Here is a 24,490-nt window from a genome sequence, read left to right as displayed (position 1 = left end):
TGAAGTTACTATTTATTGACAGTGAGAATCATTATTGATTAAACTGGTTAATAGAAAGCAAATGGATGGGGGATGTGCACTATGTTCGTTCAAATGAAAAAAACAGTGGTAACAGAAGGCCATGCAGATCAAATCGTGCAAAAATTCAGTAGAGAAGGTTTGATTGAAAAGCAAGAAGGGTTCGTCGATCTAAGTGTTTTGGTCAAAAAGGTGCGACGGGGCGATGAGGAAGTAATCATCATGATTCGCTGGGAATCAGAGGAATACTGGAAGCAGTGGGAGAAGAGCGACGCACACATTGCTGGACATAAAGCCAATCTTGGCAAGCCAAAGCCTGATTATATCGTCAGCTCAGAAGGCGGATTATATGAAGTGAAAGCAGTGAAATCGACAGGAAAGTAAGATATGAGTCAGCCAGCATGTTTATGATGGCGACTTTTTTTATATACGGGAAAGGCTACTTATGCATACTCCTTCCATGATAAGACACCCTATATCATGGAGGTGAATACCACATGGATCAATCAAATTTGAAAAAAGATGAAAAGCAAAAACCTGAGGATAATTTAGTCGGCGGCGAAGACTTTACGACACAACAGCTTTTGAACGGGATGAATGGCATCTCGGAAATCTATCGTGATAATAGTGATGAAGACGAAAAAGAAACGACTGAATAAATATGAATGTATGTAAGCATAGCTGAAAAGTTATGCTTATTTTTCTGTCTGTGGTCGAATAACTAAGGGCTGTGGTTGAATAAATCCTATTCGTGGTCGAATAAATTAAAAAATGAGGTCGAATGTCACCGTGCATGACAAGTATACTGCAGATATTTCGACTTTTTAAAACTGACCGATTGACCATTATCTATTTTTATTAGCATTTAGCAGGAAAAACCTCCTGTCACAGAGAAATCTAGGAGTACAGATGTGACGAAAAAGGAGTGGGTATGTTGAACTTTTCCATTAATGAAGAAGACAAAATCATGGAGTTCCTCCTAGAAAAAAAGGATGATTTCGAGCAGCAAATTTTGGAAGAGGCAGTCAATGTTAGAGAAAAAATCGAGGAAATCCTGCTGGTTGGGAATGTGGACCTTCTGAATAATGCGCATAAGCTGGTTCGGTACATCGTGGAACAGAATGAGGCAGCCATCATTGCTTTTGCTGAACAAGAGGGAGAAGCGTGGGCCACGCACTCCTTGACTCTTTCATTCAAGTTGGAATGGGTTCAGGCCATTCGAAGAACGTTATGGAAATTCCTATATGAATATGAACAATTACAAGATACATTCAATAATGTGGAAGTGTTTTTCGATTTAGAGAAGAAAGTGAATGAACAGGTAGACCAATTTCTTAAAGCGTTCTTCATTCGTTACTCGGATTATAAGGATCGGTTGATCTTATCGCAACAGAACTTGGTGGAGAACTTATCCGTCCCGATCATTCCAATTACCCCAAGTATCTGCATCCTGCCTTTGATTGGGGATATGGAAGAATCACGCATGTATATCATCGAGGAAAAAGTACTGATAGAGATAGGAAAACTGGGGATACAAGTTTTGATATTGGATTTATCAGGAATCGTCGATATGGAAATTTCCGTCCTTAGAAAGTTAATGAACATTCTGGATGGGACGGCGATGATGGGGTGTAAAGCGGTAATCACTGGCCTCCGTCCTGAGATCGTTACGAAAATGGTGAGATCTGGAGTGTGCTTTGGTAATAAAGCAGAAACGAAAGGAACACTGCAACAGGCGTTGCAAGATTATTTAATCGTATAAGATGAAGTGATTTCTCAATATCGGTTATATTTTGACCGGAATTACGGAGAAAAAACAAGTTCTACATGATGGAAATGCCGTTATCGATGGAGTCCAACGAGAGATTGGAAATTAGAGACTGCCCAAGAAAATGCTTGGCAGTCTCTTTATGCATTCCCCTACTTAATCAAGGAATACATATACGTATCGTGTGGGACTCCATTTTGATACATGTACTTTCGAAGGATCCCTTCCTCGGCAAAGCCTGCCTTTTTTAATAACTGACTGGATTGGACATTTTCCGTAAACACCACCGCACCGATACGCGTCAGACCGAGCGCATTGAAACCGAAGGCCGTGATTTCTTTGAGCGCCTCTGTCATATACCCTTTATGCCAATGATCCGGATGGAGTTCATAGCCAATTTCTGCTCTTCTGTTTTTGGGAAGGTAGGCGTGAAATCCTATCGTTCCAATCAGTCCAGGTATCCCTTTTCTTTCGATTCCCCAACGAATGGCCCGTTTCTCTTTATAGTTCTCAGCAAATTTTTCAATGATTTCCCTTGCCTGTTCGATACTTTCAAACGAATCTTGCCCATAAAAACGTGTAAGGTCATCATTGGAAAAGCACTGGTAGATTTCTGGGCTATCGCTTTCGGAAATTTCCCTTAAGGTCAGTCTTTCTGTCTCGAGTATCGGAAACATCTGTATCATCCCCTTCCATTTTTGTTATTCGACCTTGAGACGAGGAATCCTGCCCTGTACATGTTTTTCAAATTCCCGGACAAGATATGCTTATCCTTTACTTAAAGGGGGGATTATCATGGGTAAAAAGCATCGTAATCGCATCAGTTCACCGAAGAAGAATAACCATATTCCAGAAGAAGCCATCATTGCCGAACATGAAGCACACGGTAAAGAGTATTCTGCGGAAAAACGTAAGAGAAGCAATCCTGGCCAGAGTCAAGACTAGAACAGAACCGCTTAGCCTTAAGGGCCGAGCGGTTTTTTTATGCTTGGGGTGCAAGTAGATCGATTCGCAATCGTCGATGCACAAAGTACTTTGTCTGCAGAAACGGTACATGTATGGAGTTATTGTTATTTAAAACATAATAAAAGTATAACGAAAACAAATCTAATATGTTGACAGAATAGGATGGATGATACAAAATATAATTATCTTGAAATAAAGATACATTATTTTAAAATAACTAAATATAGGATAAATGAGGAGAATATATAATGAATGTATTAGTAGTAAAAGCAAACAACCGTCCGGCAACAGAAGGAATCTCAAGCAAAATGTACGAAACGTTCATGGCTTCATTAGAAGGCAAAGACGTAAATGTAACAACGTACGATGTGTTTGAAGAAGATACACCATACTTCGGACAAGAAATTTTCAACGCGTTCGGCAAAGTGCAAACAGGCGGAGAGTTAACGGATATAGAAACACGCCTTTTGGCTGCTAAACAAAAAGCAATGGACGCAATCACTGCAGCGGACGTAGTGGTATTCGCGTTCCCATTATGGAACTTAACAATCCCGGCTAAACTGCATACATTCATCGATTATGTCTTTGCGGCAGGATTTGCATTCAAATATGATGCAAATGGGAACATGGTTCAATTAATGACTGACAAAAAAGCGATCTTCCTAAACGCTCGTGGCGGAGTTTACTCAACACCGGAAGCGGCTCCGATGGAAATGGCAGTGAACTACATGCGCAATGTATTCGGTGGCATCTTCGGCATGGAAATCATCGATGAGGTCATCATCGAAGGTCACAATGCAATGTCTGATAAAGCACAAGAAATCATTTCTGCAGGGTTGGAAGAAGTAAAGGCTTCCGCACAACGCTTAGTAGAATTGGCTGTTAAAGCATAATAAAATATATGGGTAATATCAAAAAAGGCATTTGAGTTTCGATTCAAATGCCTTTTTTGAGTAAAGGAGAAGGCCCTATTTTATGTAGATTTTTTTTAGGAGTCAGGATAACGAACAAATGCGAGTTTCTACCAATTCTTAATAACTTATATGATTATCTAATCCAACCGGTATAATGATATAGGTATTTAGGTATATTAAAAAAACATGTACGAAGAAATGCGAGGGAATATTTTGAGTAAACAGATGACCAAGTGTAAAGCTTGCGGTAAGGAAATTGCAAAAGGAGTAAAGAAATGCGTTCATTGTGGAAAAGATCAACGTAATTTTTTTATGAGGCATAAAATTTTCACCGGTTTTTTAGTAATCATCATCTTGGTGATTATCACTTCATTAGGCGGGAAAGATGATGATACCAAGGTAGAAAATGATAATAAAGTGGCAGAGACAAATAAGGTAAAAGACGAGAAAAAGGTAGAAGATGATAAGAAAGCAGCAGATAATGTACCAAACGAACATAAGGCGGCATTAAAGAAAGCAGAAACGTATGCGGAAAACATGGATATGTCAAAAGCAGCGGTTTATGATCAATTGGTTTCAGAGCATGGAGAAAAATTCCCAGAAGAAGCGGCACAATATGCTATCGACAATATAGAAATTGACTGGAAAGAAAATGCGTTGAAGAAAGCAAAAACGTATGTGGATGAAATGGATATGTCAAAAGCAGCGGTTTATGATCAATTGGTTTCAGAGTATGGAGAAAAGTTTACCAAAGAAGAAGCTCAATATGCTGTGGATCATTTAGAATAATATTCACATGAAATACCAACAAAAAACGTTGAATCTGATTCAGCGTTTTTTTGTTGGATTTTTTTAACGATAAACAATCAATAGTGGATGCCAGTTGAGTAAACAACGTGTACATCGACTTAATCCCGTGGTCGTGGGATTAATAGGGGATATGTTTTAAGGGTAGTTTAATTATATAGAGACAAATTTTTGATTTTCTTACTAGATAAAGCAATAATCATGGTGAAGGAAGGTGTTTATATGAAAAAATTAGAAGATAAAGTGGTCTTGATTACTGGTGGTGCTGGTGGAATCGGTGCTGGTATGGCCCATGCGATGGCGAAAGAGGGCGCAAACGTAGTCATTGTCGATGTGAATGAAGAAACAGGCAGGAAAGTGGAGGCCTCGTTGCAACAATACTCACCTGATTCGATGTTCATTCGATTCGATTTAACGAAGCATGATGAGCTGAAAGGGTTAGTGGACCAGGTTGTGGAGAAATACGGAAAGCTGAATGTGCTCGTTAATAATGCTCATGTATCGAGACAAATTCCCTTTATGGAAACGACTAGAGAGAATCTGGATTTATCATTCAATACCGGATTTTATCCAACATTCTATTTAATGCAGGCGGCCGTTCCCCATCTAAAAGAAACGAAGGGAAATATTATCAACTTCGCTTCTGGGGCGGGGATTAAAGGGCAGCCGACACAAGCGGCCTATGCAGCGGCAAAAGAAGCGATTCGTGGTCTTACCCGTGTCACGGCCAATGAACTTGGCGGATTTGGAATCACCATCAATCTAATTTCTCCGATTGCCAACTCGGAAGGCGTGCAAGCTTGGGCCAAAGCGCATCCCGATATGTACGAAGGAATGCTGGCGGGTATTCCGGTGGGGCGCTTGGGTGATCCCGAGGAAGACATCGGTCGCGTGGCTGTATTTTTAGCTTCTGATGATAGTAAATATATTACTGGTCAAACGTTGATGGTAGACGGTGGATCCATCATGTTACATTAAAATGTTCGGGCGCGTTGATTCTATCGACGCGCTTTTATCATGCTTCAATACGTTCCCCTACCCACTTCGTTCATTAAACTGGTTGTTTTTTAAATGAATTGTCTAATAATTATCCATATGTTACTATTTTTGTAGATATTTTACGTGTTGATTGTTCTAAATCTACGGGTATTTTGTCTAAGTATGATGTTTCGTTCATTTGTAAGGGGGATGTTGGGGAATGGGGAAGAAGACGAAGAATAGGTGGTTGATTGCTGTTTCTGCAGTGGGAATTCACTTGTCGATTGGTTCGGTGTATGCTTGGAGCGTATTCACGAAGCCACTTGCAAGCGAATTCGGTTGGGATTTGACTGATATTAGCTTAACATTTAGTATTGCGATTTTGTTTCTTGGGTTATCGGCTGCATTTCTTGGTCATTTTGTTGAAAAATATGGACCTAGGAAAGCGGGGATTCTCTCGGCGATTTTTTTTGGTTTAGGTATTACGGGGTCCGGTGTAGCGATTCATCTGGAATCCTTGCCTCTCCTTTATATTTCTTATGGCGTTTTCGGTGGGATTGGGCTCGGTGTAGGCTACATAGCACCGGTATCGACCTTGGTGAAGTGGTTTCCAGATCGCAGGGGTCTAGCGACTGGCCTAGCCATTATGGGCTTTGGGTTTGCGGCACTGATTAACTCGCCAATCATCCAGGGTCTGATTGAATCGGTAGGAATTGCTACTACCTTTTTCATTCTTGGAACTGCTTATTTCATCATCATGATCGCTTCCTCTCTTTACTTGGAACCTCCAGAGAAAGGCTGGCTACCTGTGGGGTATAAAGAGAAAATCAAAACGGGCAAAGTGAAGGCATTGCAAGATCTTTCGCAGTTGACCGCTAACGAAGCAGTTAAAACAAAACGTTTTTATTATCTATGGATCATGCTGTTCATTAATATAACTTGTGGGATTGCCATCATTTCAGCTGCCTCCCCGCTTGCCCAGGAAAGTATTGGGTTAAGCGCCGCTGCTGCTGCGGCACTAGTGGGCGTGCTCGGTGCCTTCAATGGTCTTGGACGGATTGGCTGGGCATCTGTATCGGATTTTATTGGTCGCCCGAATACGTATACCATATTTTTCACGATACAGGTCATTGCCTTCCCGCTCTTGATCATTACGGATAACCCGGTTATCTATCAAATTTTATTAGCGATTATTTATACATGCTATGGTGGAGGATTCGCTTCCATTCCAGCGTATATCGGAGATTTGTTCGGTACGAAGCAGTTAGGTGCCATTCATGGATATATTCTAACGGCATGGGCAGCTGCTGGGCTCGTGGGTCCGATGTTTGCTTCATGGATCAGGGAAACAACCGGGAGTTACTCCCAAAGTTTAATCGTATTCACTGGTTTTTTCGCCGTTGCATTGATTGTTTCCTTATTGATTCGTCTGGACATAAACCGATTGAAAAAAATCCAGACGAACGAAAGCCAGGATATCAGTGTTTGATGGTAAGTAGTTTGTATAATGATAGAATAAGAAACTCGCTGATTTCTTCCTCAGCGGGTTTTTTAAGTAAGTATTTAAGGACATTCATTTTGCCCTAAACGATGAAACCAATTCATCTCCTTATTCAAACGATTATTCAGGATCTTTTTCAGTTCTTTCTTTTCAGACCCATTCTTTAGACCCTTAGATAACTTGCATGCCCAAACCCTTGGTATGACTGGGTTTTGGAACTACTTCTTTTATCACTTACGGCTACCTATTCACAATCCACATATACCATCCACAACTCACATCCTATCAGCCGACATCCACAGGCGGATATCCACAATCCACAAGCGAAATTCTTTAATTCACAGCCACGTCTTCTTATCCACAGCCGCTTTAAAGGACAAAAAAAAGAGAGCGGAATCCGCTCCTGTTATGAATCTATGTAAATGATGAAAAAGGGCAGGGGAAAAAACACTAGCTTAGGAAGGTAGTGTGATGTTAAGAAGGCGATGCAGCAAAGGCATCGAGCCGACCACGTTGTATGGCGAAATAGGATTGGATGGTTTCCTTTTTCCTCGTGAGTGTATATTGCTGGTTGGACGGTGATACCGCCGCGTTGCCGAACTTTCCGATTAAAGCGAGCAGTTTGTCCAATTGATCATATGTATCATTTCTAAGCGCTATGATATATTCCGAAGCGGTCCTTGTGGGTACCGGGTTGGTTGTCGGTGCAGTCATTTCCTCTTCTGTTTCGATTGTCTCGGTCGCCGTCTTCACGCGGGATATGAGCCACTCTTCGCACCAGCCGTTCAGTATGGAATAGATGAAGTCCGCTTGCTGAAACTTGAGGCGGATCGGTTCGATGTGTTGGTTCACTTCCATATAGTTCACTTCCCGGCCAAGTGCCTTCTCTGAAATCTCTTTATGAAAATGTTCACGGTCAAGCAGGGACTTGATGGACTCGGCCTGGTGGGCATACTTCGCCATTTGTTCTAATGTTTCATTATAAACAATCGTGCTTAAATAAGCCGATGCCTGTTTTGGTTCAGTGAGCAATGGTTTGTTGGCACGCAAGGCCTTGCCGAATTTCTTGAGTGCTTGTGAATAGACGAATCGCGCAAGGGTCAGCAGTTCCTTTTGCGTATCGCTCGGAGTTTCCGCTTTTTTTGCATCTTTAAGAAACGAGCGGAAAATGTACTTCCCGACCCGTTCCAACTCCAGGCAAACGGCATCGCTGATATGGCCAGGAAAGCCCGCATTGAAAATGGTCCGGCGCAGTCCTGCCCGCTCGCCACGGTTTTCGCGATACTCTCCAAGCGTCCCTTCCTTAAAGGTAAACATCATCACTTCTTTCTTGGAGAAAGCCTTGCTTGTGAAAGCAATCGTAACGAGATCGCCTAAGCCTGCTTCATAGATGGCATTCATCGCTTCGAACAGGCGCTGTCTTGTGAATAGGGAAGTGGAGTCCGAAACGAATTCATGATAATCGAACATCACTTCTTCCGATTTTGAAACCGACATCCGGTAAGCGGCCATCAGCAACAGACGTTTTGCCGAAATCGTCAACCCTTTGAAAGCCTCATGATAAAAGAAACGGTATTTCTTGCAATAACGATCGGTCTTATGGTTAAAGCCAAGGTTACTTGTCGGTCCAAGGTTGAACTTATATAAAGCATCCCCATCTTGTTGAACGGGTACGAAAACCTGTGGAAGGTCTCCTTTTGGTGACGTGAATTTCCTGATGATCTGCTTCAAATATTTTTCCGATGTCCCCAAACTGCTTGCCATTGCATGAAGCGGGCTCTGAATGACCCCATCCCAATCACTATGCAGCAAAGAGTACAAACACGCATCAAATTCAGTGGAGGATACATGTTTCAATAAGTAATGGTACGTTTCTTCATAAATCATCCGGTTCCGTCTCCTTTTAGTATCCGCCTACATCCATTGGGCAGAGGGTATGATCTAACCAAATTGTTCTTCATCTTATGGAAGCGTTCGAAAAGAACCACTTCACCGTCTATATAAACTTTAAAAAGGAAAAAGTAGCATGCTCTAAAAAATTTTTTTGAAAATGTATAGGTTTGTAGGGGAGTGGCAAAAGAGGCTGATTAGTTGTGTTAAAATTAGGTAGAATTAGAAAAATAGATAAAGGGAGTTTTTTCGTAATCATGATATTTTCATTACTAGTATTCATCTTAAAAGGGATCGTGACGAAGCTTCCGTTTGCTTTATTGGGACTTTCCCTCATTCCGCAAAGGTGGTCCATAGCCGTCAGGAAAAAAGATTGGCTCTTTTTCACTGAACAGGTTCTGCGGCTATTACTGGCCGCTGTCATTTTATTTTTTATCATCGATATTAATCTACTAGACCAAACGGTTGAAGCGTTCTTTTCCAACTTGGCCGTAGTATTTGGGTTGTTCCTTATCGTGGATGCAAGCTTGTACCTATCGAGGGATAAAGAACCTTCCCTAAAAAGACGTGACCGGGAACAAGGCGTTTCGAAGCGAGTGAGAACGCCTTGGAATGTCCATGCCATGTATATCATCGGTTTATTGCTGATTGCCACTTGGGTGATCATGCTGTTTTATCCCCTTACGATTGCCGGGAACCTTCATGGGTTAGCCGATGTCGTAAAGAAGAATAAACTAGAGGAAGTCCAAGATATTAAAACGATGCCACTAGTGACGGTGAAAATGGCTGATGCAAAGGGCGATGCTGCCATTAATAAAATCCAGAATGCCTCATATTTCACGGAAGGTGAATACCGTCTGACCAATATCAATGGCGAATTGACGTATACCTCTCCCATTGAAATGGACGGATTCCTGAAAGCTGGAAAAGCCGAATACACGCCAGGATATAACTTGATTTCGGCCATAGCGACCGATAAAGGTGCGAGCACGGTGAAAGGGAAGATGCTGTATGCCCCGTCACAGTATTTGGATTATGATGTAGATAGACAGATTCGTAAATCGTATCCAACCAAAGTCATCTACGATTCATACCTGGAGCCAGATGAAGAAGGCAAGCCTTTCTTTGTAGCTTCGGTTGGCCATTACTTGAAATACAGAAGTGGGTCCGTCGTGGATGGGGTGGTAGTGGTGAATCCGGAAACGGGTGACACGACCTTCTATCCATTAGGAAAAGAACCGAAATGGGTGGACAGAACCTTCACTGAGGAAACGGCTCTAGAGTATTGGAGCTATTGGGGAAAATATGTTCACGGGTGGAAAAACCAATCACTCATCGGTCCGAAAAAAGATGTCTTGATTCCGAATGAGGAAAATATGCAAGTCACCTTTAATGATAAAGGCGAGTTGATTTATGTCGTCGATTTCACGAGGGCCAAATCAAAAGGGAACTCGAAAACGCTGGTAGGTTACGGTGTGTTCAACGCCAAGACGGGTGAAATGACATATTATAAAGGCGTGACATCCGTTTTAACCGGTAAAGAAGCAAAATCGAATGCCAATGCGAGTGAATTCTTATCCAAATATCCAGGATGGAAAGCGACCAATGGCGTGTTCTATACGATATACGGGGCACCGACCTATGTGATCCCCGTTACAAAAGGAAGCAAGTTCCAAGGGGTGGCCATTGTGTATGCCAATAGCGACAATCCTCAAGTAGCTTTCGGGAAGAACAAAGATGAAGCATTCCGGAGCTATAAGAAACTGATCGCCTCCTTAGGGAAAGTCAATGGAGTGACGCCCCAAAAAGGATTTGAAATGAAAGAGGTCAAAGGGAAAGTCATCAGAATCAATGATGCCAATCTTTCGAGTGGGTATGTGTTCTATCTTATCGTAGAGGGCAGCAGCAAAAGGTTCTCGATTGATCCTTCCGTTCAAGGATTGTCCGATGTAGTCTTGACCAAGGTAGGAGACCGGGTCATCTTGAACGTGATGGACATGGAAGAAGAGATTGTTCCCGTCGATCAGTTCACGAATGTAGATTTGCCGAAGAAATAAAAGAAGCCGTGCGTACTCCTTGAAAGGAGCGCACGGCTTGTTCAATGAAAAAAACTGTACCTCCGATTGTTAGGTGTGTCTAACAAAGAAGGTGCAGTTTTTTTCTTTATAATTCCCCTTGTTGAATCCGTTTAATTACCTCATCAAGCCAGTAAATGGTGTGATCTGCTCTGGATGAAAAGTATTCACCTAAATATTCCACTAGCTTTTCTTTATCATGGTCTTTTTCCATCTTCATCTGTTTTTCAAAATCCGAAATTTGTTCCCACTTTGCAAGGAACTTCTTTTTGTTGTTTTTCAGGATTTCGACTACCTTATCACGGTCTACATATTTGAGGTATGCAAGTCCCACCACCATATCACTAATGGAACTGGCATTTTCAAACAACTTATAGATTTTCTTCGGAAGTTCTTCACGGCCTTTAGCCGTAATCCCGAATACTTGTTTATCAGGTCGATGATCTTCTTTAATGATTTCGACTATCTCGATTAAGCCTTGTTTGACTAGCGAATCAAAATGGTAATACAGCTTACTTTCCGTCAGCCCACCCAGTTGATCGAAAGGGATGGGTTCAGACAGCTGCTTTTTTAATTTATATGGATAATTATTATCCTTCATCAGTTTGCTCAATATGAAAACTTGAATGGGCATCTCTAAGCTCCTTCAGAAAATGGTTATCCTTATTATAGCAAACGAAGCGGGAATTTAAGCGGTCTTTGCAGCTTCCGTTTCCGGTTGTACCACTTGATTATCCAATGGAACTTTTTTGTGGACAAAGGCCACGATGAGCATGTTGATGAACATGGCACCCAGACCGACGGCTACCATGGACCAAATAAACGGACTTGGACTCGTGGTGCTATATAGGTTGGCAAAGTATGCTTGCACCGAGTAATACATAGGTGAAATGTGGCTCATCCATTCATACGGCGCATACATCATATCACGTGACACGGTGGCGCCATTTGCGATGGTTTGTGTTAATAAGATCGGGATGTTTAACACCATACCACCATCTCCAACCAAGAATACCAAAATGGCTGTAAAGTTGAAACATACCATATAGTTCAAGATTTGTTGACCTAGCGTGCTGAGGAATAGATCTCCACTTGGTTCATTCACTAAATAAGTGATGCCTAGGGCAACGAATGATGAAACAACGGCAACCAATAAGGCAGTCATTTGTACATACATGAATAGTCGTGTCTTGCTCGCTTTTCCACGGCTCTGTCTGAATGAGGTCACTAATTGCATCGCACCGATCATGGCACCTACATATCCTGCCATCGTCAAGAACATCGGTAACATATTGTGGTGCATGCCATCTGGCACTTCATTGATCGTGACGATGTTTCCTGAATACGCCGATTCGATTTGTTTCGCCATTTCAGCCGCTTTTTCTTCCGGTAAATTGAAGTTCATCAATACGCCTTGAGCGGTTTGTTGTGAGAATTGTGCGCTCAACTGATTGTTAATTTCCGTAACGACGGAAGTCATAGTTGAGGAAACAACGGTTGGTCCTGCTTCATTCACTGTAAAGTCAATGCTTGATGACGTTTCGCCATTTTGCATATCCGCAGAGAATGTTTTCGGGATGTGTACGACTAGCGCTAAATCGTTCTTATTTAGATCTTTTAACGCTTGTTTATTTGTTACATCTGTTTCGATTTCTTTAAACGGTAAGTTTTCTTTCAATTGGCTGGCAATCTTCTCTCCGTATTCACCAGCATCATCATTGACGATGGCAACCGGCAATTGATCGATATTTCCTGGAATGGCCGAATAACCAGGTAAGAAAATGCCTAGCATACAAAGGCCATAGAAAATCCCCATGAAAATGGCAGCAATGGAACCTTGTGTCTTTAAGAAATGTTTATATTTAAACTTCATTTGTTGCATCCATCCTTCTTCAAATATATTCTGGTTTAACTACTTTAATTTGAGTACTTTAATTGAACCGCTTCATCAGTCTACTCGAATCCTTTTTTAAAGTCAATAAAAAATTACGATACTAAACATCAGGAAAGTCTCCATTATGTCGCTGGTGCCAAGCGTGAGTGTATATGTATGTAAGTATGGTTTTTACAGTATGGTTACTGTTTTGCTTTTGTGTATAATGGGATTATATGTAAAATATTTCGGGTAGGGGGAGCTTTTTTGAAAAGTAAAATCGCTTATATAGCTTGTTTAGTGTGTTTACTCGTGATTAGTGGATGTACCTCATCCAAGGTGCAAGAACCGGAGAAAACAGACGAGGTAAGCGTGATTGATGAGGTTCCAAGTTTCGTAACGGATAAAGACCTAGATCAAATTGACTGGGAGCGGAAAGCTGTCGAATTTCGTACATCGACAAACGCCAAGGTAATCGGTAACGAAAACAGGCTTGGCATCATAGGGCCTGAATTAAAGGCAAATAAAGTGGAGAAATGGTTGTGGCACTTTTGGGGAATGGATAAGGGCGTAGCGACATTCGTCGGATATCATCGGAACACGTCAACCATCCATTCCGTATTAATTGATGGAGAGTGGTCCAGAAGCTTGACGGGGAGTAGTGCCGTGAATGGAGCCGATGGGAGTGTACCTTCGAATGTCATGTTGCCGGATGCGGGTGAATGGGCCATTTTGGTTTATTCGGATGGTGAATTATTCGATACATTGGTGATGGATGTGAAGGAGGAACAGCACACAAGTCATAAATGATTCTCGAAGGAGTGGACGATTCGGAACACAAGGGGATTTTTGAACAAATAAAAAAGATCACCGAATAAGTGGTCTTCTTTGATGAATCCTATGGAACGAATGCCCTCGTTAGGGGAAGTCATCGTTTTACCGACTTGCCAGGTCAGTGGTCTACCTATTCATCATAAGGATAAATACTAGCACGACGATGACAAAGGCTATGATAACGGATAGCCATCCAATTTTCACTTTTGCTAATAGACGGTCAACAATAAAGAATGAGATGGCAGAAACAAGACTTAGGATTTGTAAGACGAATCCGAATAAACAGTGAAATAAGAAGGAGAGAATTTCACGAGTGTAAGCCTTTTTAGAAATCTGCCTACTCAGCCAGTCACTAAAGAAGGAAGTGATCACTCCGTAGATAATGACAATCATAAGATTTAAATAATATAAATTCATAAATGCATTCAAATCAAAGCCACCAAGCGATGAAAGGACCAATGCAAATAACAAACTACTAAGAAAAGCAGTCAATAGTTTTCTCTTTAAAATAATAGGAATGTTCTCCTCTCTAATTTCGATTGCTCCAACAGCAACCCATGTAATATCTATATCTAGCCCTTCTTTTATTACCGTTCGTTCATCGGTAATAGAACCAAAATAAAAAAAGACTGAAGAGAGGGTTTCGATCTCAGCTTTTGGGAGGATGCTTTCCCCAAAAGCCTACCTTTTACCTCTACTTACAGCTTGAAGGCACACCGGCATTGATGTTTTTGTCTAGATCTGTTTCTGTTTTCTCATCCATTGTGTCGCTACCCATTTTTCTCCTGTTATGACCGGGGCTCCACCGTGTAAGGTTTGTTCATTTACATGTTGATCATCATAGAAATACTCGAAGTACACGGCCAGTCCCTTTTGGGGAGATACAGAGAGATTTAGTTTAGGAAAGAACGTTTCCCCGCCTTCCTCCACATCATTCAAGTACATGATGATGGTGCTAATTCTATTATTTTTTGCAGCTTTACTGGAAGATGCGAAAAAATCGTAATGGGCCTTATACTCTTGGCCAGGTGTATACTTTAGAATTTGAATACCGTCCCCATGTTCAACGGGTACATTCATTATAGAAGAAACTCTTTTTTCAATGGTCGTGATGAGGTCATTTTCCTTGTCCTGGAAGTACATGCTACTGCTTGTCCGCATCTCATTTACTTCGCGTGTATCACCGATTTTGGAACGGTTCAGTTTATCTTTGGACAAACTGATTAATTCGTCACATTCTTCGTCACTTAACACATTCCCCAAAACGGCGATGAGCGGTTCTTCTAATCTAGTAAGGATCGTAATCTCTCTATCTTCTGTTTTGATTGTATTTCCCTTATGGGTGAAAATAGTCTGTTCTTTGTTATCCATGGTCGTTCACTCCCTTAATGAATGAATTTTCGGAAAAATCCATCAGTCTATTTAGCTTTTTAGCGATAAATGATTATATCACGAACCTTTCGAATAACGGAAATTTTTTACTTTGGTATATATTATTAGTACGAAAGGTTTTTGTGGAACGATGGTGTGAATCCCCACCATCGTTTTTCATGCATTCAAATGGGTTTTCCGCGCAGTTCGTATGCCTTTCCCCAATGTAACGACTCCCACAATCAATAGAAGCAAAGGCAGTCCAAATAATAGGTGACCGATTCCAGGAGCAAATAGTGTAACTGTAGATAAAGGACCGAATAGATAAGGGAAATTGATCAAAATACTCAACGGAATCAGCCAGTAAACCATGACGAGGAACATCATATGGAGAATACGGAGGAATCCGTGTACTTCTCGTGATTTAGGTTTGAATATTCTATAGACTGACCAGACAATCAGGGTCACGAATCCCAATATAATCAGATCAATCACTGCATATTTCATAAATGGGTGGTCAGTGGGGCTAGGGGGTTCTTCATGATGTACGAGCTTGTTCACTCCGCTTATGATCGAATCATATTCATTGAGGTTGAAATAATCCATTGAATTAATCTGTAAGCTGATGCCATACTGCCCGTCTAAGATCACTTTTGAGTAGGTGTTTTCTGTCCATCCATTATGGGAGATTTCATCATCCTTCACTTCCCATCCCATTGCGTAGTACGTATCATCCCCTATGTATGATGATGGCTGATGCAAGGTGTTCATGCCATTCTTCGATAAAATGCCTTTTCCATTGAATGTGCCATGATTCAATTGGGCGATCATATAATTTGCCATATCTTCCGCACTAGAAATGATGTAACCGGAAGGAACCGATCCCTCGTGTTTCAATTGCTTGGTCGGTAGCTTCCATCCAAATACCGTCTGATAACCGCCCGCAATGGCATGGTTTGCAACATCTTTAGGGTCAGCGTAGGTATTCTTCATTTCAAGCGGCTTGAATATGAATTCATTTAGATAGTCTTTATATGATAGATTTGTCACTTCCTCAATGACTAAACCTAAGATGTTGTAATTTAGATTCGAATATTCATAGCGGTCACCGGCAGGGTGCTTCAATTCAATCTCTGCCAAGCCTTTGACATGTTCTTTCAATGTCTTATCTCCCTGTGAGATAGCCACTTGGCCGTCATATGTGGAAAGACCGCTCGTATGATTCAGTAAGTGCTGAATCGTGATTTTCCGAGAAGCCTCCTTATCGTCAAGATGAAACCAGGGGATGTACAATTGCACGGGATCTTGTAATCGTATTTTTCCCTGATCCACTAACTGCATAAGGGCAAGTGCCGTAAATGATTTACTGACGGACCCAAGAACAATGGGGGTTTCCGAAGTCATTTCAGTTCCATTTTGGTTGGCCACACCATATCCTTGCACGTATTCCACCCGATCTCCCTCTACGATGGCCAATGAAGCTCCCGGAATCTTGAGCCGCTCGATTTCATTTGCCATAAACTCATCAATAGCGGAAGAATCCAGTTTTCTTGACGCCTGTTCGTTTCCCAACACAACTCCGGAAACACTTGTCAGGACGAGCAGTATGGTCAGTATGAAACTAATTATCTTATGTCTTTTTCGCATCTTCTCATTTTCCTTTCTCTATCAAGTGCAAAATATCTTTCTTGAATCATTGTAAGGATTTAACAAAAGTGGGTCAATGAATTCCAGATAAATAGATTCGTTGATGGCTCGTGCACTACTTTGCTGTTCGCCTTTGATAAGTAAATATTCCGTGAAGATTTCGGGGGAATGCATGAAAATGGGCATCTGAATCAGTAGCAATACCCATTCCGAGTACATATTTTGTGTGGAGGAGTACTTGAAAGATTGAAAAACCTATAGACTATTTTTTTTCAGTACTCCTTCGTTATTTTTCATTAATTCAAATATGGAGGTTTTATACATGAATGAGTTTCAAAATCAGCTTCAAATGTTGAATGTCGACCCACAGTTCCAGGCCAGTCAGCCGGTCCCTTGGGATCCGAATCAATTTCAGCATCAGCATTCCATGGAAGATTCCCGTCTTATCCCGTTAGGGTGTTTTGGTTGCCTTGGTTGTTTCGGATGCTTTTTCTTCGGAGGCATCGGAGGGTGTGGCGGATGTGGACGTTGCGGAGGGTGTGGACGCTGCGGTCGTTGCGGTCGCTAATCGATTTTCAGAGAAGAACCGACCCCTGCAGAATGCCTGCAGGGGCTTTTCTCCATGGAATTAGACATAAGAGACAAATTGTCATACATACGATTAGAGGGATAGCTAAGTAAAGCTTGTTGGTTAGGAGGTTCGAGATGAAGAATTTGACCCCTTCTATGCGTCTGAAAGTGAATAGGGATACGTTTTTTCTCCCTGAACCAAATGGGGGAGTGTATTTTCGGAATAATGTAAGTTCTTTCCGTATGGAAGGACGTACCATCGTTCAATGGATTGAACAGTTAATACCCATGTTTAACGGGGAACATGCATTGAGTGATTTGACGGATGGATTGCCTGGGCCATACCGGAATCGGGTCATGGAGATTGCCGAAGTTCTGTACAAGAACGGGTTCGTTCGGGATATCAGTCAAGATGCCCCACACCAGTTGACGGATCGGATTGTGGATAAGTATGCGTCTCAGATTGCGTTTTTGGATAGTGTCGGCGATTCGGGAGCCCGTCGTTTTCAGGATTATCGTCAGCTGAAAGTATTGGCGATTGGCTCAGGTCCGTTTTTCGTATCACTGGTATCCGCGTTGCTTGAATCTGGATTGCCTGCTTTTCATATTCATATAAAGGATTCGGAATCGACGAATAGAAAGCGACTGAAGGAAATTGTTGCCCATTTCCGTACAACAGATGAGGACGTGGTGGTGGAGGAGGTTTCCCAGAATCAGGAGGGGGAAAGAGCTTGGCAGGAAATAATCCGGCCATATGATTATATCGTGTCTGTGTCACAAGATGGAGAGGTGGAGGAACTGCGGGCGCTGCACGCGGCCTGCAGGCAAGAGGAGAAGATGTTTTTCCCTGCACTGAGTCTGAATCAAATTGGTCTTGCCGGTCCGATGGTGAACGGGGAATCGCTTTCCTGCTGGGAGTCTGCCTGGCGCCGTTTACATCAGTCTTCCCTGATTACCGATCAAGAGGTTGCCTCTTTTTCCTCCACGGCGGGTGCGCTCCTCGCAAATGTACTGGCGTTCGAGTTATTCAAAAGGAGTACGGGAGTGAGCGAATCGGATCAGAGCAATCAACTTTACCTGCTTGATATGGAAACCTTGGAAGGAAGCTGGCACACCTTTTTGCCCCACCCGTTTGTCACGGGCACGGCGGCTGCAAGATGGGTGACGGATTTCGACTTGAGATTGAACCAGCAATCAAGCCGAGGCGAACGGGGTAAGTTGTTTATGTCCTTTGGCCGAATGACTTCCAGCCAATCGGGCATCTTCCATAGCTGGGAAGAAGGAGAACTGAAGCAACTGCCGTTAGCTCAATGCCGTGTCCAAGTGGTTGACCCGATGTCTATGGGTCCAGCTGAATTGTTGCCAGCGATCATTTGCTCGGAATTATTGCATGAAGAAGCGAGGAGGGAAGCGGGCTTAACGGGAGTCGAAGTGTATGCCACGGAAACGGTCAGCCATCTTGGTCCGACTTTACCTCAATGGGATGGAGTAGGTGTAGAAGGATTCGTCGGAGTTGGTACGGGAGAGACGTTCGCGGAGTGTATGTGCCGGGGGTTGTACAAGTGTTTGGACGAGGATTTAACCAAGCGAAGCAACGAAAAGCACGCCTGTGGTCGAATTCAGTTGGAGGTCATAGACGATGAGCGCTGCCGGTATTACTTGCAGGCGTTGACTAGAATGGCAGGTGACCCCGTGATTGCGTTAGGAGAGGAAGTATTCGGTTTCCCTGTCGTATGGGTCGGTACGGGGGATGAGTGGTACGGATGTGTAGGGTTGAATAGTACACAGGCTTTACGGAATGCTTTACAGCAGGCACTCATGGTCATTCAAAACGAAAAGGGGGGCTACAAGAAGCAGGGTTTGAGAGCTTCATCCGTACTAATGGAAAATAGGACGCCGTTGACACTTAGGATTGCGTCGTATGAAGGATCAAGAGAATCGGAAGTGCTACAGGAGGCCTTGCAAGTGCTGGATTGGAACGGAAAGCGGCTATTGGCCTTCGAACTGGAATTGGAACCTGTTTTGAAAGAGGAGCTGGCAGGGGTATTTGGTGTGTTGCTGCGAGAGGAGGGATCAAGGTGAAGCCTGTCATCTTGATGATCGGAGAAGGAGTGCTGGCGGACCTGGTGTACGGAATATTGTCAGTCCAATACGAAATCATTCGCCAGGTCGACTTTTTGACAGAGATACCCGAAACGGCTGAACTGGCTCTCGTGCTGCAGGATGCCTGGGATCCTTCTGCCCACCTAAAGGCGGAGGAAGTCCTCGACATTCCATGGTTACGGGGCTTTGTGTCATTTGGTGAAGGGATGGTTGGGCCACTAGTGTGGATGGAGAAGGAAGGGTGCTCGCAATGCGCGGATCTACGGCATCTCATGGCGGGGCGCGATCGGAAAGAAATGTGGGCCATCCAAAAGCAATTGCAGGAGAATGGAGGGAAGCAAGATGACCCGGCGGCATCGCGCACGGGACTGTTACAATTGGCTTACCTGATTGGAGAAGAGGTGCAGCGGGTGACGGAAGGGACTGGGGCCCGGTCGGAATATGCTGTAGCCTTGATCAACATGAAGACACTGAATATTTCCTGGCATCCTTTTTTAGCGGATCCAATCTGCCCGGTCTGTAGTCCCATTCCCGATGATTCTTCAAGGGCGGCCCGAATTTCGTTACAACCAAGTCCGAAGGTGGATCCCGATGGCTACCGCACCCGTTCAATGACTGAGCTAAGTCAGGTGCTGGCCAAGGATTATCTCGATCCCCGGATGGGTTTTCTGAATAATAAGATGGTCGATCTTGTGCCGCCATTTGCCGATGTCAGTGTGAGTCTTCCTTTGTTCATGGGGGATGAAGGGACAGCGGGGAGGACGAATTCCTACGCGGTTAGCGAGATGACTGCGATTTTGGAAGGATTGGAGCGGTACTGTGGCCTTGAACCCCGGGGAAAGCGGACCGTTGTCCATGACAGCTACAATAATCTGAAAGATGAGGCCCTGGATCCCAGCAAGCTTGGTGTCCACACCGATGAAATGTATGAAATGCCTGGTTTTCCTTTCAAGCGTTTTCATCCGGATTCCCCAATCAACTGGGTTTGGAGCTATTCTTTTTTACAAGAGCGTCCAATTTTGGTTCCAGAGCTGGTGGCTTATTATAGCTTGGGCTGCGGGGAGGGGTTTGTTTATGAAACGTCCAATGGCTGCGCATTAGGAGGCAGTTTGGAAGAAGCGATTTTGTACGGGATTTTCGAAGTGGTGGAACGCGATTCCTTTCTATTGACCTGGTACGCTAAGCTCCCGCTTCCCCGCCTTGACCCGTATTCGGCGAATGATGAAGAACTGGCATTGATGATGGACCGGGCACGTGCAGCGGCGGGATATGACATCCATTTGTATAACGCGACGATGGAACATGGCATTCCAAGTGTCTGGGCGATGGCGAAAAACAGGAAACGAAAAGGATTGAACCTCATTTGCGCGGGTGGTGCCCATTTGGATCCCGTCCGGGCGGCGAAAAGTGCGATTCATGAGTTGGCGGGCATGATGCTGACCCTTGACGATAAATTCGAGGCCAATCAGGAAGAGTATGAGAAGATGCTCGCTGACCCGTACCTAGTCCAGCAGATGGATGATCATGGCATGCTGTTTGGGTTACGGCAAGCGGAAGAACGGTTGCACTTTTTATTGGATGATCGACGGCCGTTGCATACGTTCGACGAGGAGTTCTTGGCCGGGGTGAAACATGCCGACTTAATGGATGACCTACAGGACGTGCTTTTACAGTTGCAACAGCATGGCCTTGATGTGCTTGTCGTGGATCAAACGACGCCAGAACTGAAAAAGAACGGGTTACATTGCGTGAAAGTGCTGATACCGGGCATGCTGCCGATGACATTCGGTCATCACCTGACCCGCGTTACAGGACTCGATAGGGTTTTGCAGGTTCCCGTGGAACTAGGATATGCGAAGCAGCCGCTGACAATCGAACAGCTTAATCAAGATCCGCATCCATTTCCATAAGCGGTGGTAAGGAGGCAGGGGATGAATCTAGATCAATTTTTGCATAATCTTCAGTTTGACACAGCGAAGGTCAGACCGCCTGACTGGGAAGTCGATTGGGAGGATGCGCCACTTTCCTATAAACTTTACCGTGACTTGCCTGTGTTCCCTTTTTCGCCGGAAGTGCCGCTGACATTGGAAGCCTGCCAAACATCATCCCAGCCCGACTTCAAGGCTATCGGTCACTTTCTTTGGTATGTATTCGGCCTTGCTCAAGTGAGCCAGTTCATGAATGATCCGGAACAAATGGACTTCATGCAGTCGTTCCGCCGTTTTGCGCCTTCAGGGGGAGCATTGTATCCAAACGAACTGTACATCTACCTGAAAATCGAGGAGTTGCCTGCTGGCGTGTACCATTATGATGTGGCACACCATCGTTTGGTATTAGTGCGGGAAGGTAATTTTGATGACTATCTGAACCAGGCACTTGGCGGTCGTTGCGATATGACAATGTGTTTCGGAACGGTCTTCGTGTCGACGATGTTTTGGAAAAACTTCTATAAGTACCACGATTTTTCCTATCGCCTGCAAGGATTGGACGCAGGTGTCCTGATGGGTCAATTATTGGAGGTGGCGAAGAAGTTCGGCTTCTCGACTGGCGTGTCCTTTCAATTCCTGGACCGGGCCATTAATCACTTAATTGGATTATCTGAACAAGAAGAAAGCACATATGCCGCCATTCTTTTATCTGTGGAAGCTACAAATGAAGTGGCATTTGAAAGGGAAATAAAACGTGCCGTCACGTCGGTTGAATTATGTAAGGCACTTCCTGCGATAGCGCGTACCCACTACGAACGGTCACAGAAAATCATAGAGTACCCAATGTTGGTCCAAATGAATGAAGCTTCCATAATCGAAACCACTCGTTCCTTTCAGGGAATTGAAGCAAAGGAAGCGCGAAGTGGAAAAGGTATGGGGAGTATAGATTTGCCAGAGGTGGAGCGGTTGTCGTATGACCTGGCTACTATTTGCCGTAAGCGGTTTTCCCCGGAAATGGATTTCGTTTTAGGGAAGGTGAGCAAGATTCAACTCTCCACACTGTTGCAAGAGGCTTCGGCATCTTTTTCGTATACCAATGATGTGGATGAGACGCAAGAACACGACGTCTCCATCTATGCCTGTTTGCATCAAGTGGAAGATATTTCAGATGGTGCTTATGTTTATGATAGAGCCAATCATGCACTACGGCTGGTGCAACAAGGTGATCAGCGAACTCAGTTGCAATACGCCATGTCACTGGATAATGTGAATTTACTGCAAGTTCCAATCTGCCTGCATGTCGCAGGGAATAGAGATCACCGCAAAAAGGAGCTAGGCTACAGGGGATACCGCATCCAACAGATGGAAGCGGGGATGCTCGTCCAACGATTACTTTTAGTAGCGACAGCCTTGGATATGGGAGGTCATCCTTTGCTTGGGTTCGATGTGAACGTATGTGATGACATTTATAAAAAAGGACTGCATGAAAAAACAACGCTCATCCAAGTCCCAATCGGACCGTATCGGGGGCGACCTTGGCTAAAAGGAAGTTTGCATGGTTAGCTTCTGGATGGAGGAATGTGGGGAAAATAAACTCTTGAATACCAAATGAATGGATCCAACTCAACCCCTACTTTTTTCATAAAGAGGGGTTTTCTTTTATGAAGAGATAGAGAGTTTGTCCAATCCAATTGATTTCTTCACTCATAAGATAGTGAGAAACTATTTTATGAGTGAAGATATTGAGTAAATGTAGTAAATGTGGCCATAGTGATTGTCGTTGCAAATCAAAGAAGTGCAAGGACTGTGGGCACAAAAAATGTCGGTGCGAAGGAAACTCACAAATTATCAAACAAAATGTACAAGTTAGGGTTTCTGGAGGAGTAGGAGCCACAGGGGCAACAGGAGCAACAGGAGCCACGGGAGCAACAGGAGCCACGGGAGCCACGGAAGCATCGTACCTCCAGGGTTCGTTGTTCATACTCCGGGGAGCGCAGCGATTACGATTTCGCAAACAGGCACGTACCTCATCACGTATGAAGTATTTCCACAACAAGGTACGTCAGCATTCGCCTTATTCGCTGGAGCGGCTCAAATAGCTGGTTCCAATTATGGCAGTAGATCTGGTAACCAAACGTATAGCGGACAAGTTATCGTGACATTACCTGCTGGTACCGTTCTTACTTTACGTAATATCGACGGGGCGACTACACTGAATAATACGATAAGCGGTCCAGGGGCTGCAGCTGTCCTAAGTGCATCCATCGTGATTGAACAGCTGGCATAAAATCAGACCTTAGAAAAAAATTCTATTCTTTTTGAGGAACTGGAGACAGTTCCCTTTTTTTACATAGGAGAAAATTGTTTGGTGGTTACCCAGAGGTACGGTACATGAAAAGCAGGAGGGTTGGAAAAGCTATGAACGCATTCATTGATTGAAAAACCTTAATAGGAGGGATAAATATGAAACTTCAAAATAAAGTAGCCGTGGTAACAGGTGCAGCATCGGGTATGGGGAAAGCGATTGCGGAATTGTATGCTAAAGAAGGAGCCAAAGTCATTCTCGCAGACCTTGATATGGATGGTGCGAAAAAGGTCGCAGATGCCATCGAAAGTAATGGCGGAACGGCTAAAGCGATAAAAGTAAATGTCGGGGAACAAGCAGATATTGATCATATGATTGATACCGCTGTATCAGAATATGGCACATTAGATATCCTGGTCAATAACGCAGGAATTATGGATGGCTTCGAACCAGCGGGTGATATCGATGATGATAAATGGGATCGGATCTTTAACATCAACACAAAAGGTGTCATGCGTGCCACCCGTAAGGCCTTGCCGATTTTCTTGGAAAAAGGACAAGGTGTCATCGTCAATACGGCTTCTACAGGTGGACTGAACGGAGCACATGCCGGCGCTGCATATACGGCTTCAAAGCATGCAGTGGTCGGATTTACAAAAAATACAGGCTTTATGTATGCCAATAAAGGGATTCGCTGTAATGCCATCGCACCCGGAGCCGTTATGACCAATATTACGGCCGGCATGAAAAATCTGAATGAATTTGGTTCAAGTCGTACGAAAATCCCACAATCTGTAATCCCTCGTGCAGGCCAATCTGAAGAAATTGCAAAAGTGGCCCTATTCTTGGGTTCAGACGATTCAAGCTTCGTAAATGGCACAGTCATAACCGCAGATGCAGGCTGGACCGCAGCTTTTTAGTTGAGGTTATAATAAAGAAGGC

General features: G+C 43.6%; 23 protein-coding genes. 16 read left to right on the top strand and 7 right to left on the bottom strand.

The window, feature by feature from the left end; all coding sequences use genetic code 11:
- The first annotated feature begins 81 nt into the window (after positions 1-81).
- The 3 genes from ACQKIC_RS01915 (at position 82) to ACQKIC_RS01905 (ending at position 1,780) form a co-directional block, all read left to right on the top strand.
- A complete protein-coding gene (locus ACQKIC_RS01915) occupies positions 82-402 on the top strand; it encodes an antibiotic biosynthesis monooxygenase family protein (RefSeq protein ID WP_402874169.1) in 321 nt (106 codons plus the stop codon).
- A gap of 113 nt (positions 403-515) precedes the next feature.
- The gene (locus ACQKIC_RS01910) at positions 516-677 is read left to right on the top strand and encodes a hypothetical protein (protein WP_427590866.1); all 162 of its coding nucleotides are present in this window, start codon (positions 516-518) and stop codon (positions 675-677) included.
- Between the two features lie 275 nt (positions 678-952).
- The gene (locus ACQKIC_RS01905; protein ID WP_427590989.1) at positions 953-1,780 is read left to right on the top strand and encodes an STAS domain-containing protein; all 828 of its coding nucleotides are present in this window, start codon (positions 953-955) and stop codon (positions 1,778-1,780) included.
- A 158-nt stretch (positions 1,781-1,938) separates the two neighbouring features.
- Here ACQKIC_RS01905 and ACQKIC_RS01900 read toward each other — a convergent pair whose 3' ends face one another.
- Positions 1,939-2,463 (bottom strand): GNAT family N-acetyltransferase, encoded by a 525-nt coding sequence (locus tag ACQKIC_RS01900; RefSeq protein ID WP_427590865.1) that lies wholly within the window; start codon positions 2,461-2,463, stop codon positions 1,939-1,941.
- 118 nt (positions 2,464-2,581) lie between these two features.
- Here ACQKIC_RS01900 and ACQKIC_RS01895 point away from each other — a divergent pair, with 118 nt between their 5' ends.
- The 5 genes from ACQKIC_RS01895 (at position 2,582) to ACQKIC_RS01875 (ending at position 6,940) form a co-directional block, all read left to right on the top strand.
- The gene (locus ACQKIC_RS01895; protein ID WP_402874177.1) at positions 2,582-2,731 is read left to right on the top strand and encodes a hypothetical protein; all 150 of its coding nucleotides are present in this window, start codon (positions 2,582-2,584) and stop codon (positions 2,729-2,731) included.
- 269 nt (positions 2,732-3,000) lie between these two features.
- Positions 3,001-3,645, top strand: coding sequence for an FMN-dependent NADH-azoreductase (locus ACQKIC_RS01890; protein WP_402874180.1), 645 nt, complete (start codon positions 3,001-3,003; stop codon positions 3,643-3,645).
- Between the two features lie 207 nt (positions 3,646-3,852).
- A complete protein-coding gene (locus ACQKIC_RS01885) occupies positions 3,853-4,455 on the top strand; it encodes an Ltp family lipoprotein (protein WP_427590864.1) in 603 nt (200 codons plus the stop codon).
- A gap of 240 nt (positions 4,456-4,695) precedes the next feature.
- On the top strand, positions 4,696-5,451 hold the full coding sequence (locus tag ACQKIC_RS01880; protein ID WP_402874184.1) for an SDR family NAD(P)-dependent oxidoreductase: 756 nt from the start codon (positions 4,696-4,698) through the stop codon (positions 5,449-5,451).
- 220 nt (positions 5,452-5,671) lie between these two features.
- Complete coding sequence (locus ACQKIC_RS01875; RefSeq protein WP_402874188.1) at positions 5,672-6,940, top strand: L-lactate MFS transporter; 1,269 nt, start codon at positions 5,672-5,674, stop codon at positions 6,938-6,940.
- A 486-nt stretch (positions 6,941-7,426) separates the two neighbouring features.
- Here the strand turns inward: ACQKIC_RS01875 and ACQKIC_RS01870 are convergent, their stop codons facing one another.
- Positions 7,427-8,839, bottom strand: a complete 1,413-nt coding sequence (locus ACQKIC_RS01870) for a hypothetical protein (protein WP_427590863.1) — start codon at positions 8,837-8,839, stop codon at positions 7,427-7,429.
- Positions 8,840-9,099: 260 nt separating this feature from the next.
- On the opposite strand from ACQKIC_RS01870, the gene ACQKIC_RS01865 reads away from it, so the two are divergent.
- Positions 9,100-10,899 carry a hypothetical protein gene (locus tag ACQKIC_RS01865; RefSeq protein ID WP_427590862.1) on the top strand — a complete coding sequence of 600 codons (1,800 nt, stop codon included), beginning with the start codon at positions 9,100-9,102 and terminating at the stop codon, positions 10,897-10,899.
- 106 nt (positions 10,900-11,005) lie between these two features.
- On the opposite strand, the gene ACQKIC_RS01860 is transcribed toward ACQKIC_RS01865, so the two are convergent.
- A complete protein-coding gene (locus ACQKIC_RS01860; RefSeq protein ID WP_402874197.1) occupies positions 11,006-11,551 on the bottom strand; it encodes a PadR family transcriptional regulator in 546 nt (181 codons plus the stop codon).
- Between the two features lie 54 nt (positions 11,552-11,605).
- On the bottom strand, positions 11,606-12,790 hold the full coding sequence (locus tag ACQKIC_RS01855; protein ID WP_427590861.1) for a YhgE/Pip domain-containing protein: 1,185 nt from the start codon (positions 12,788-12,790) through the stop codon (positions 11,606-11,608).
- Positions 12,791-13,057: 267 nt separating this feature from the next.
- Between ACQKIC_RS01855 and ACQKIC_RS01850 the strand changes: the two genes are divergently transcribed.
- Complete coding sequence (locus ACQKIC_RS01850; RefSeq protein WP_402874202.1) at positions 13,058-13,600, top strand: hypothetical protein; 543 nt, start codon at positions 13,058-13,060, stop codon at positions 13,598-13,600.
- Positions 13,601-13,750: 150 nt separating this feature from the next.
- On the opposite strand, the gene ACQKIC_RS01845 is transcribed toward ACQKIC_RS01850, so the two are convergent.
- The 3 genes from ACQKIC_RS01845 to ACQKIC_RS01835 form a co-directional block, all read right to left on the bottom strand.
- Positions 13,751-14,116: a hypothetical protein gene (locus ACQKIC_RS01845; RefSeq protein WP_402874205.1), complete on the bottom strand. Its 366-nt coding sequence runs from the start codon at positions 14,114-14,116 to the stop codon at positions 13,751-13,753.
- 243 nt (positions 14,117-14,359) lie between these two features.
- Positions 14,360-14,995 carry a 2OG-Fe(II) oxygenase gene (locus tag ACQKIC_RS01840; protein ID WP_427590859.1) on the bottom strand — a complete coding sequence of 212 codons (636 nt, stop codon included), beginning with the start codon at positions 14,993-14,995 and terminating at the stop codon, positions 14,360-14,362.
- A 177-nt stretch (positions 14,996-15,172) separates the two neighbouring features.
- Positions 15,173-16,642: a serine hydrolase domain-containing protein gene (locus ACQKIC_RS01835; RefSeq protein ID WP_427590858.1), complete on the bottom strand. Its 1,470-nt coding sequence runs from the start codon at positions 16,640-16,642 to the stop codon at positions 15,173-15,175.
- Positions 16,643-16,964: 322 nt separating this feature from the next.
- Here ACQKIC_RS01835 and ACQKIC_RS01830 point away from each other — a divergent pair, with 322 nt between their 5' ends.
- The 6 genes from ACQKIC_RS01830 (at position 16,965) to ACQKIC_RS01805 (ending at position 24,468) form a co-directional block, all read left to right on the top strand.
- The gene (locus ACQKIC_RS01830) at positions 16,965-17,210 is read left to right on the top strand and encodes a hypothetical protein (RefSeq protein ID WP_402874214.1); all 246 of its coding nucleotides are present in this window, start codon (positions 16,965-16,967) and stop codon (positions 17,208-17,210) included.
- Between the two features lie 137 nt (positions 17,211-17,347).
- Positions 17,348-19,294: a putative thiazole-containing bacteriocin maturation protein gene (locus ACQKIC_RS01825; protein WP_427590857.1), complete on the top strand. Its 1,947-nt coding sequence runs from the start codon at positions 17,348-17,350 to the stop codon at positions 19,292-19,294.
- A 14-nt stretch (positions 19,295-19,308) separates the two neighbouring features.
- Complete coding sequence (locus tag ACQKIC_RS01820; RefSeq protein WP_427590988.1) at positions 19,309-21,225, top strand: TOMM precursor leader peptide-binding protein; 1,917 nt, start codon at positions 19,309-19,311, stop codon at positions 21,223-21,225.
- 21 nt (positions 21,226-21,246) lie between these two features.
- Positions 21,247-22,806, top strand: coding sequence for a SagB family peptide dehydrogenase (locus ACQKIC_RS01815; RefSeq protein ID WP_427590856.1), 1,560 nt, complete (start codon positions 21,247-21,249; stop codon positions 22,804-22,806).
- A gap of 592 nt (positions 22,807-23,398) precedes the next feature.
- Positions 23,399-23,530 (top strand): hypothetical protein, encoded by a 132-nt coding sequence (locus ACQKIC_RS01810; RefSeq protein ID WP_427590855.1) that lies wholly within the window; start codon positions 23,399-23,401, stop codon positions 23,528-23,530.
- 176 nt (positions 23,531-23,706) lie between these two features.
- Complete coding sequence (locus ACQKIC_RS01805) at positions 23,707-24,468, top strand: SDR family oxidoreductase (protein WP_402874229.1); 762 nt, start codon at positions 23,707-23,709, stop codon at positions 24,466-24,468.
- Positions 24,469-24,490: the final 22 nt, after the last annotated feature.

The organism is Peribacillus sp. NPDC046944 (assembly GCF_050272735.1).
Classification (GTDB): domain Bacteria; phylum Bacillota; class Bacilli; order Bacillales; family DSM-1321; genus Peribacillus.
Note: the sequence above shows the minus strand (reverse complement) of the source record. Positions and strands in the feature narration are given on the sequence as shown.

Coding starts and splice junctions, on each gene's coding strand:
- ACQKIC_RS01875 (WP_402874188.1), top strand. CDS start 5,672: ATGGGGAAGAAGACGAAGAATAGGTGGTTGATTGCTGTTTCTGCAGTG.
- ACQKIC_RS01895 (WP_402874177.1), top strand. CDS start 2,582: ATGGGTAAAAAGCATCGTAATCGCATCAGTTCACCGAAGAAGAATAAC.
- ACQKIC_RS01870 (WP_427590863.1), bottom strand. CDS start 8,839: ATGATTTATGAAGAAACGTACCATTACTTATTGAAACATGTATCCTCC.
- ACQKIC_RS01840 (WP_427590859.1), bottom strand. CDS start 14,995: ATGGATAACAAAGAACAGACTATTTTCACCCATAAGGGAAATACAATC.
- ACQKIC_RS01835 (WP_427590858.1), bottom strand. CDS start 16,642: ATGCGAAAAAGACATAAGATAATTAGTTTCATACTGACCATACTGCTC.
- ACQKIC_RS01900 (WP_427590865.1), bottom strand. CDS start 2,463: ATGTTTCCGATACTCGAGACAGAAAGACTGACCTTAAGGGAAATTTCC.
- ACQKIC_RS01820 (WP_427590988.1), top strand. CDS start 19,309: ATGATCGGAGAAGGAGTGCTGGCGGACCTGGTGTACGGAATATTGTCA.
- ACQKIC_RS01815 (WP_427590856.1), top strand. CDS start 21,247: ATGAATCTAGATCAATTTTTGCATAATCTTCAGTTTGACACAGCGAAG.
- ACQKIC_RS01915 (WP_402874169.1), top strand. CDS start 82: ATGTTCGTTCAAATGAAAAAAACAGTGGTAACAGAAGGCCATGCAGAT.
- ACQKIC_RS01805 (WP_402874229.1), top strand. CDS start 23,707: ATGAAACTTCAAAATAAAGTAGCCGTGGTAACAGGTGCAGCATCGGGT.
- ACQKIC_RS01865 (WP_427590862.1), top strand. CDS start 9,100: ATGATATTTTCATTACTAGTATTCATCTTAAAAGGGATCGTGACGAAG.
- ACQKIC_RS01910 (WP_427590866.1), top strand. CDS start 516: ATGGATCAATCAAATTTGAAAAAAGATGAAAAGCAAAAACCTGAGGAT.
- ACQKIC_RS01830 (WP_402874214.1), top strand. CDS start 16,965: ATGAATGAGTTTCAAAATCAGCTTCAAATGTTGAATGTCGACCCACAG.
- ACQKIC_RS01885 (WP_427590864.1), top strand. CDS start 3,853: ATGTACGAAGAAATGCGAGGGAATATTTTGAGTAAACAGATGACCAAG.
- ACQKIC_RS01890 (WP_402874180.1), top strand. CDS start 3,001: ATGAATGTATTAGTAGTAAAAGCAAACAACCGTCCGGCAACAGAAGGA.
- ACQKIC_RS01880 (WP_402874184.1), top strand. CDS start 4,696: ATGAAAAAATTAGAAGATAAAGTGGTCTTGATTACTGGTGGTGCTGGT.
- ACQKIC_RS01825 (WP_427590857.1), top strand. CDS start 17,348: ATGAAGAATTTGACCCCTTCTATGCGTCTGAAAGTGAATAGGGATACG.
- ACQKIC_RS01860 (WP_402874197.1), bottom strand. CDS start 11,551: ATGCCCATTCAAGTTTTCATATTGAGCAAACTGATGAAGGATAATAAT.
- ACQKIC_RS01855 (WP_427590861.1), bottom strand. CDS start 12,790: ATGAAGTTTAAATATAAACATTTCTTAAAGACACAAGGTTCCATTGCT.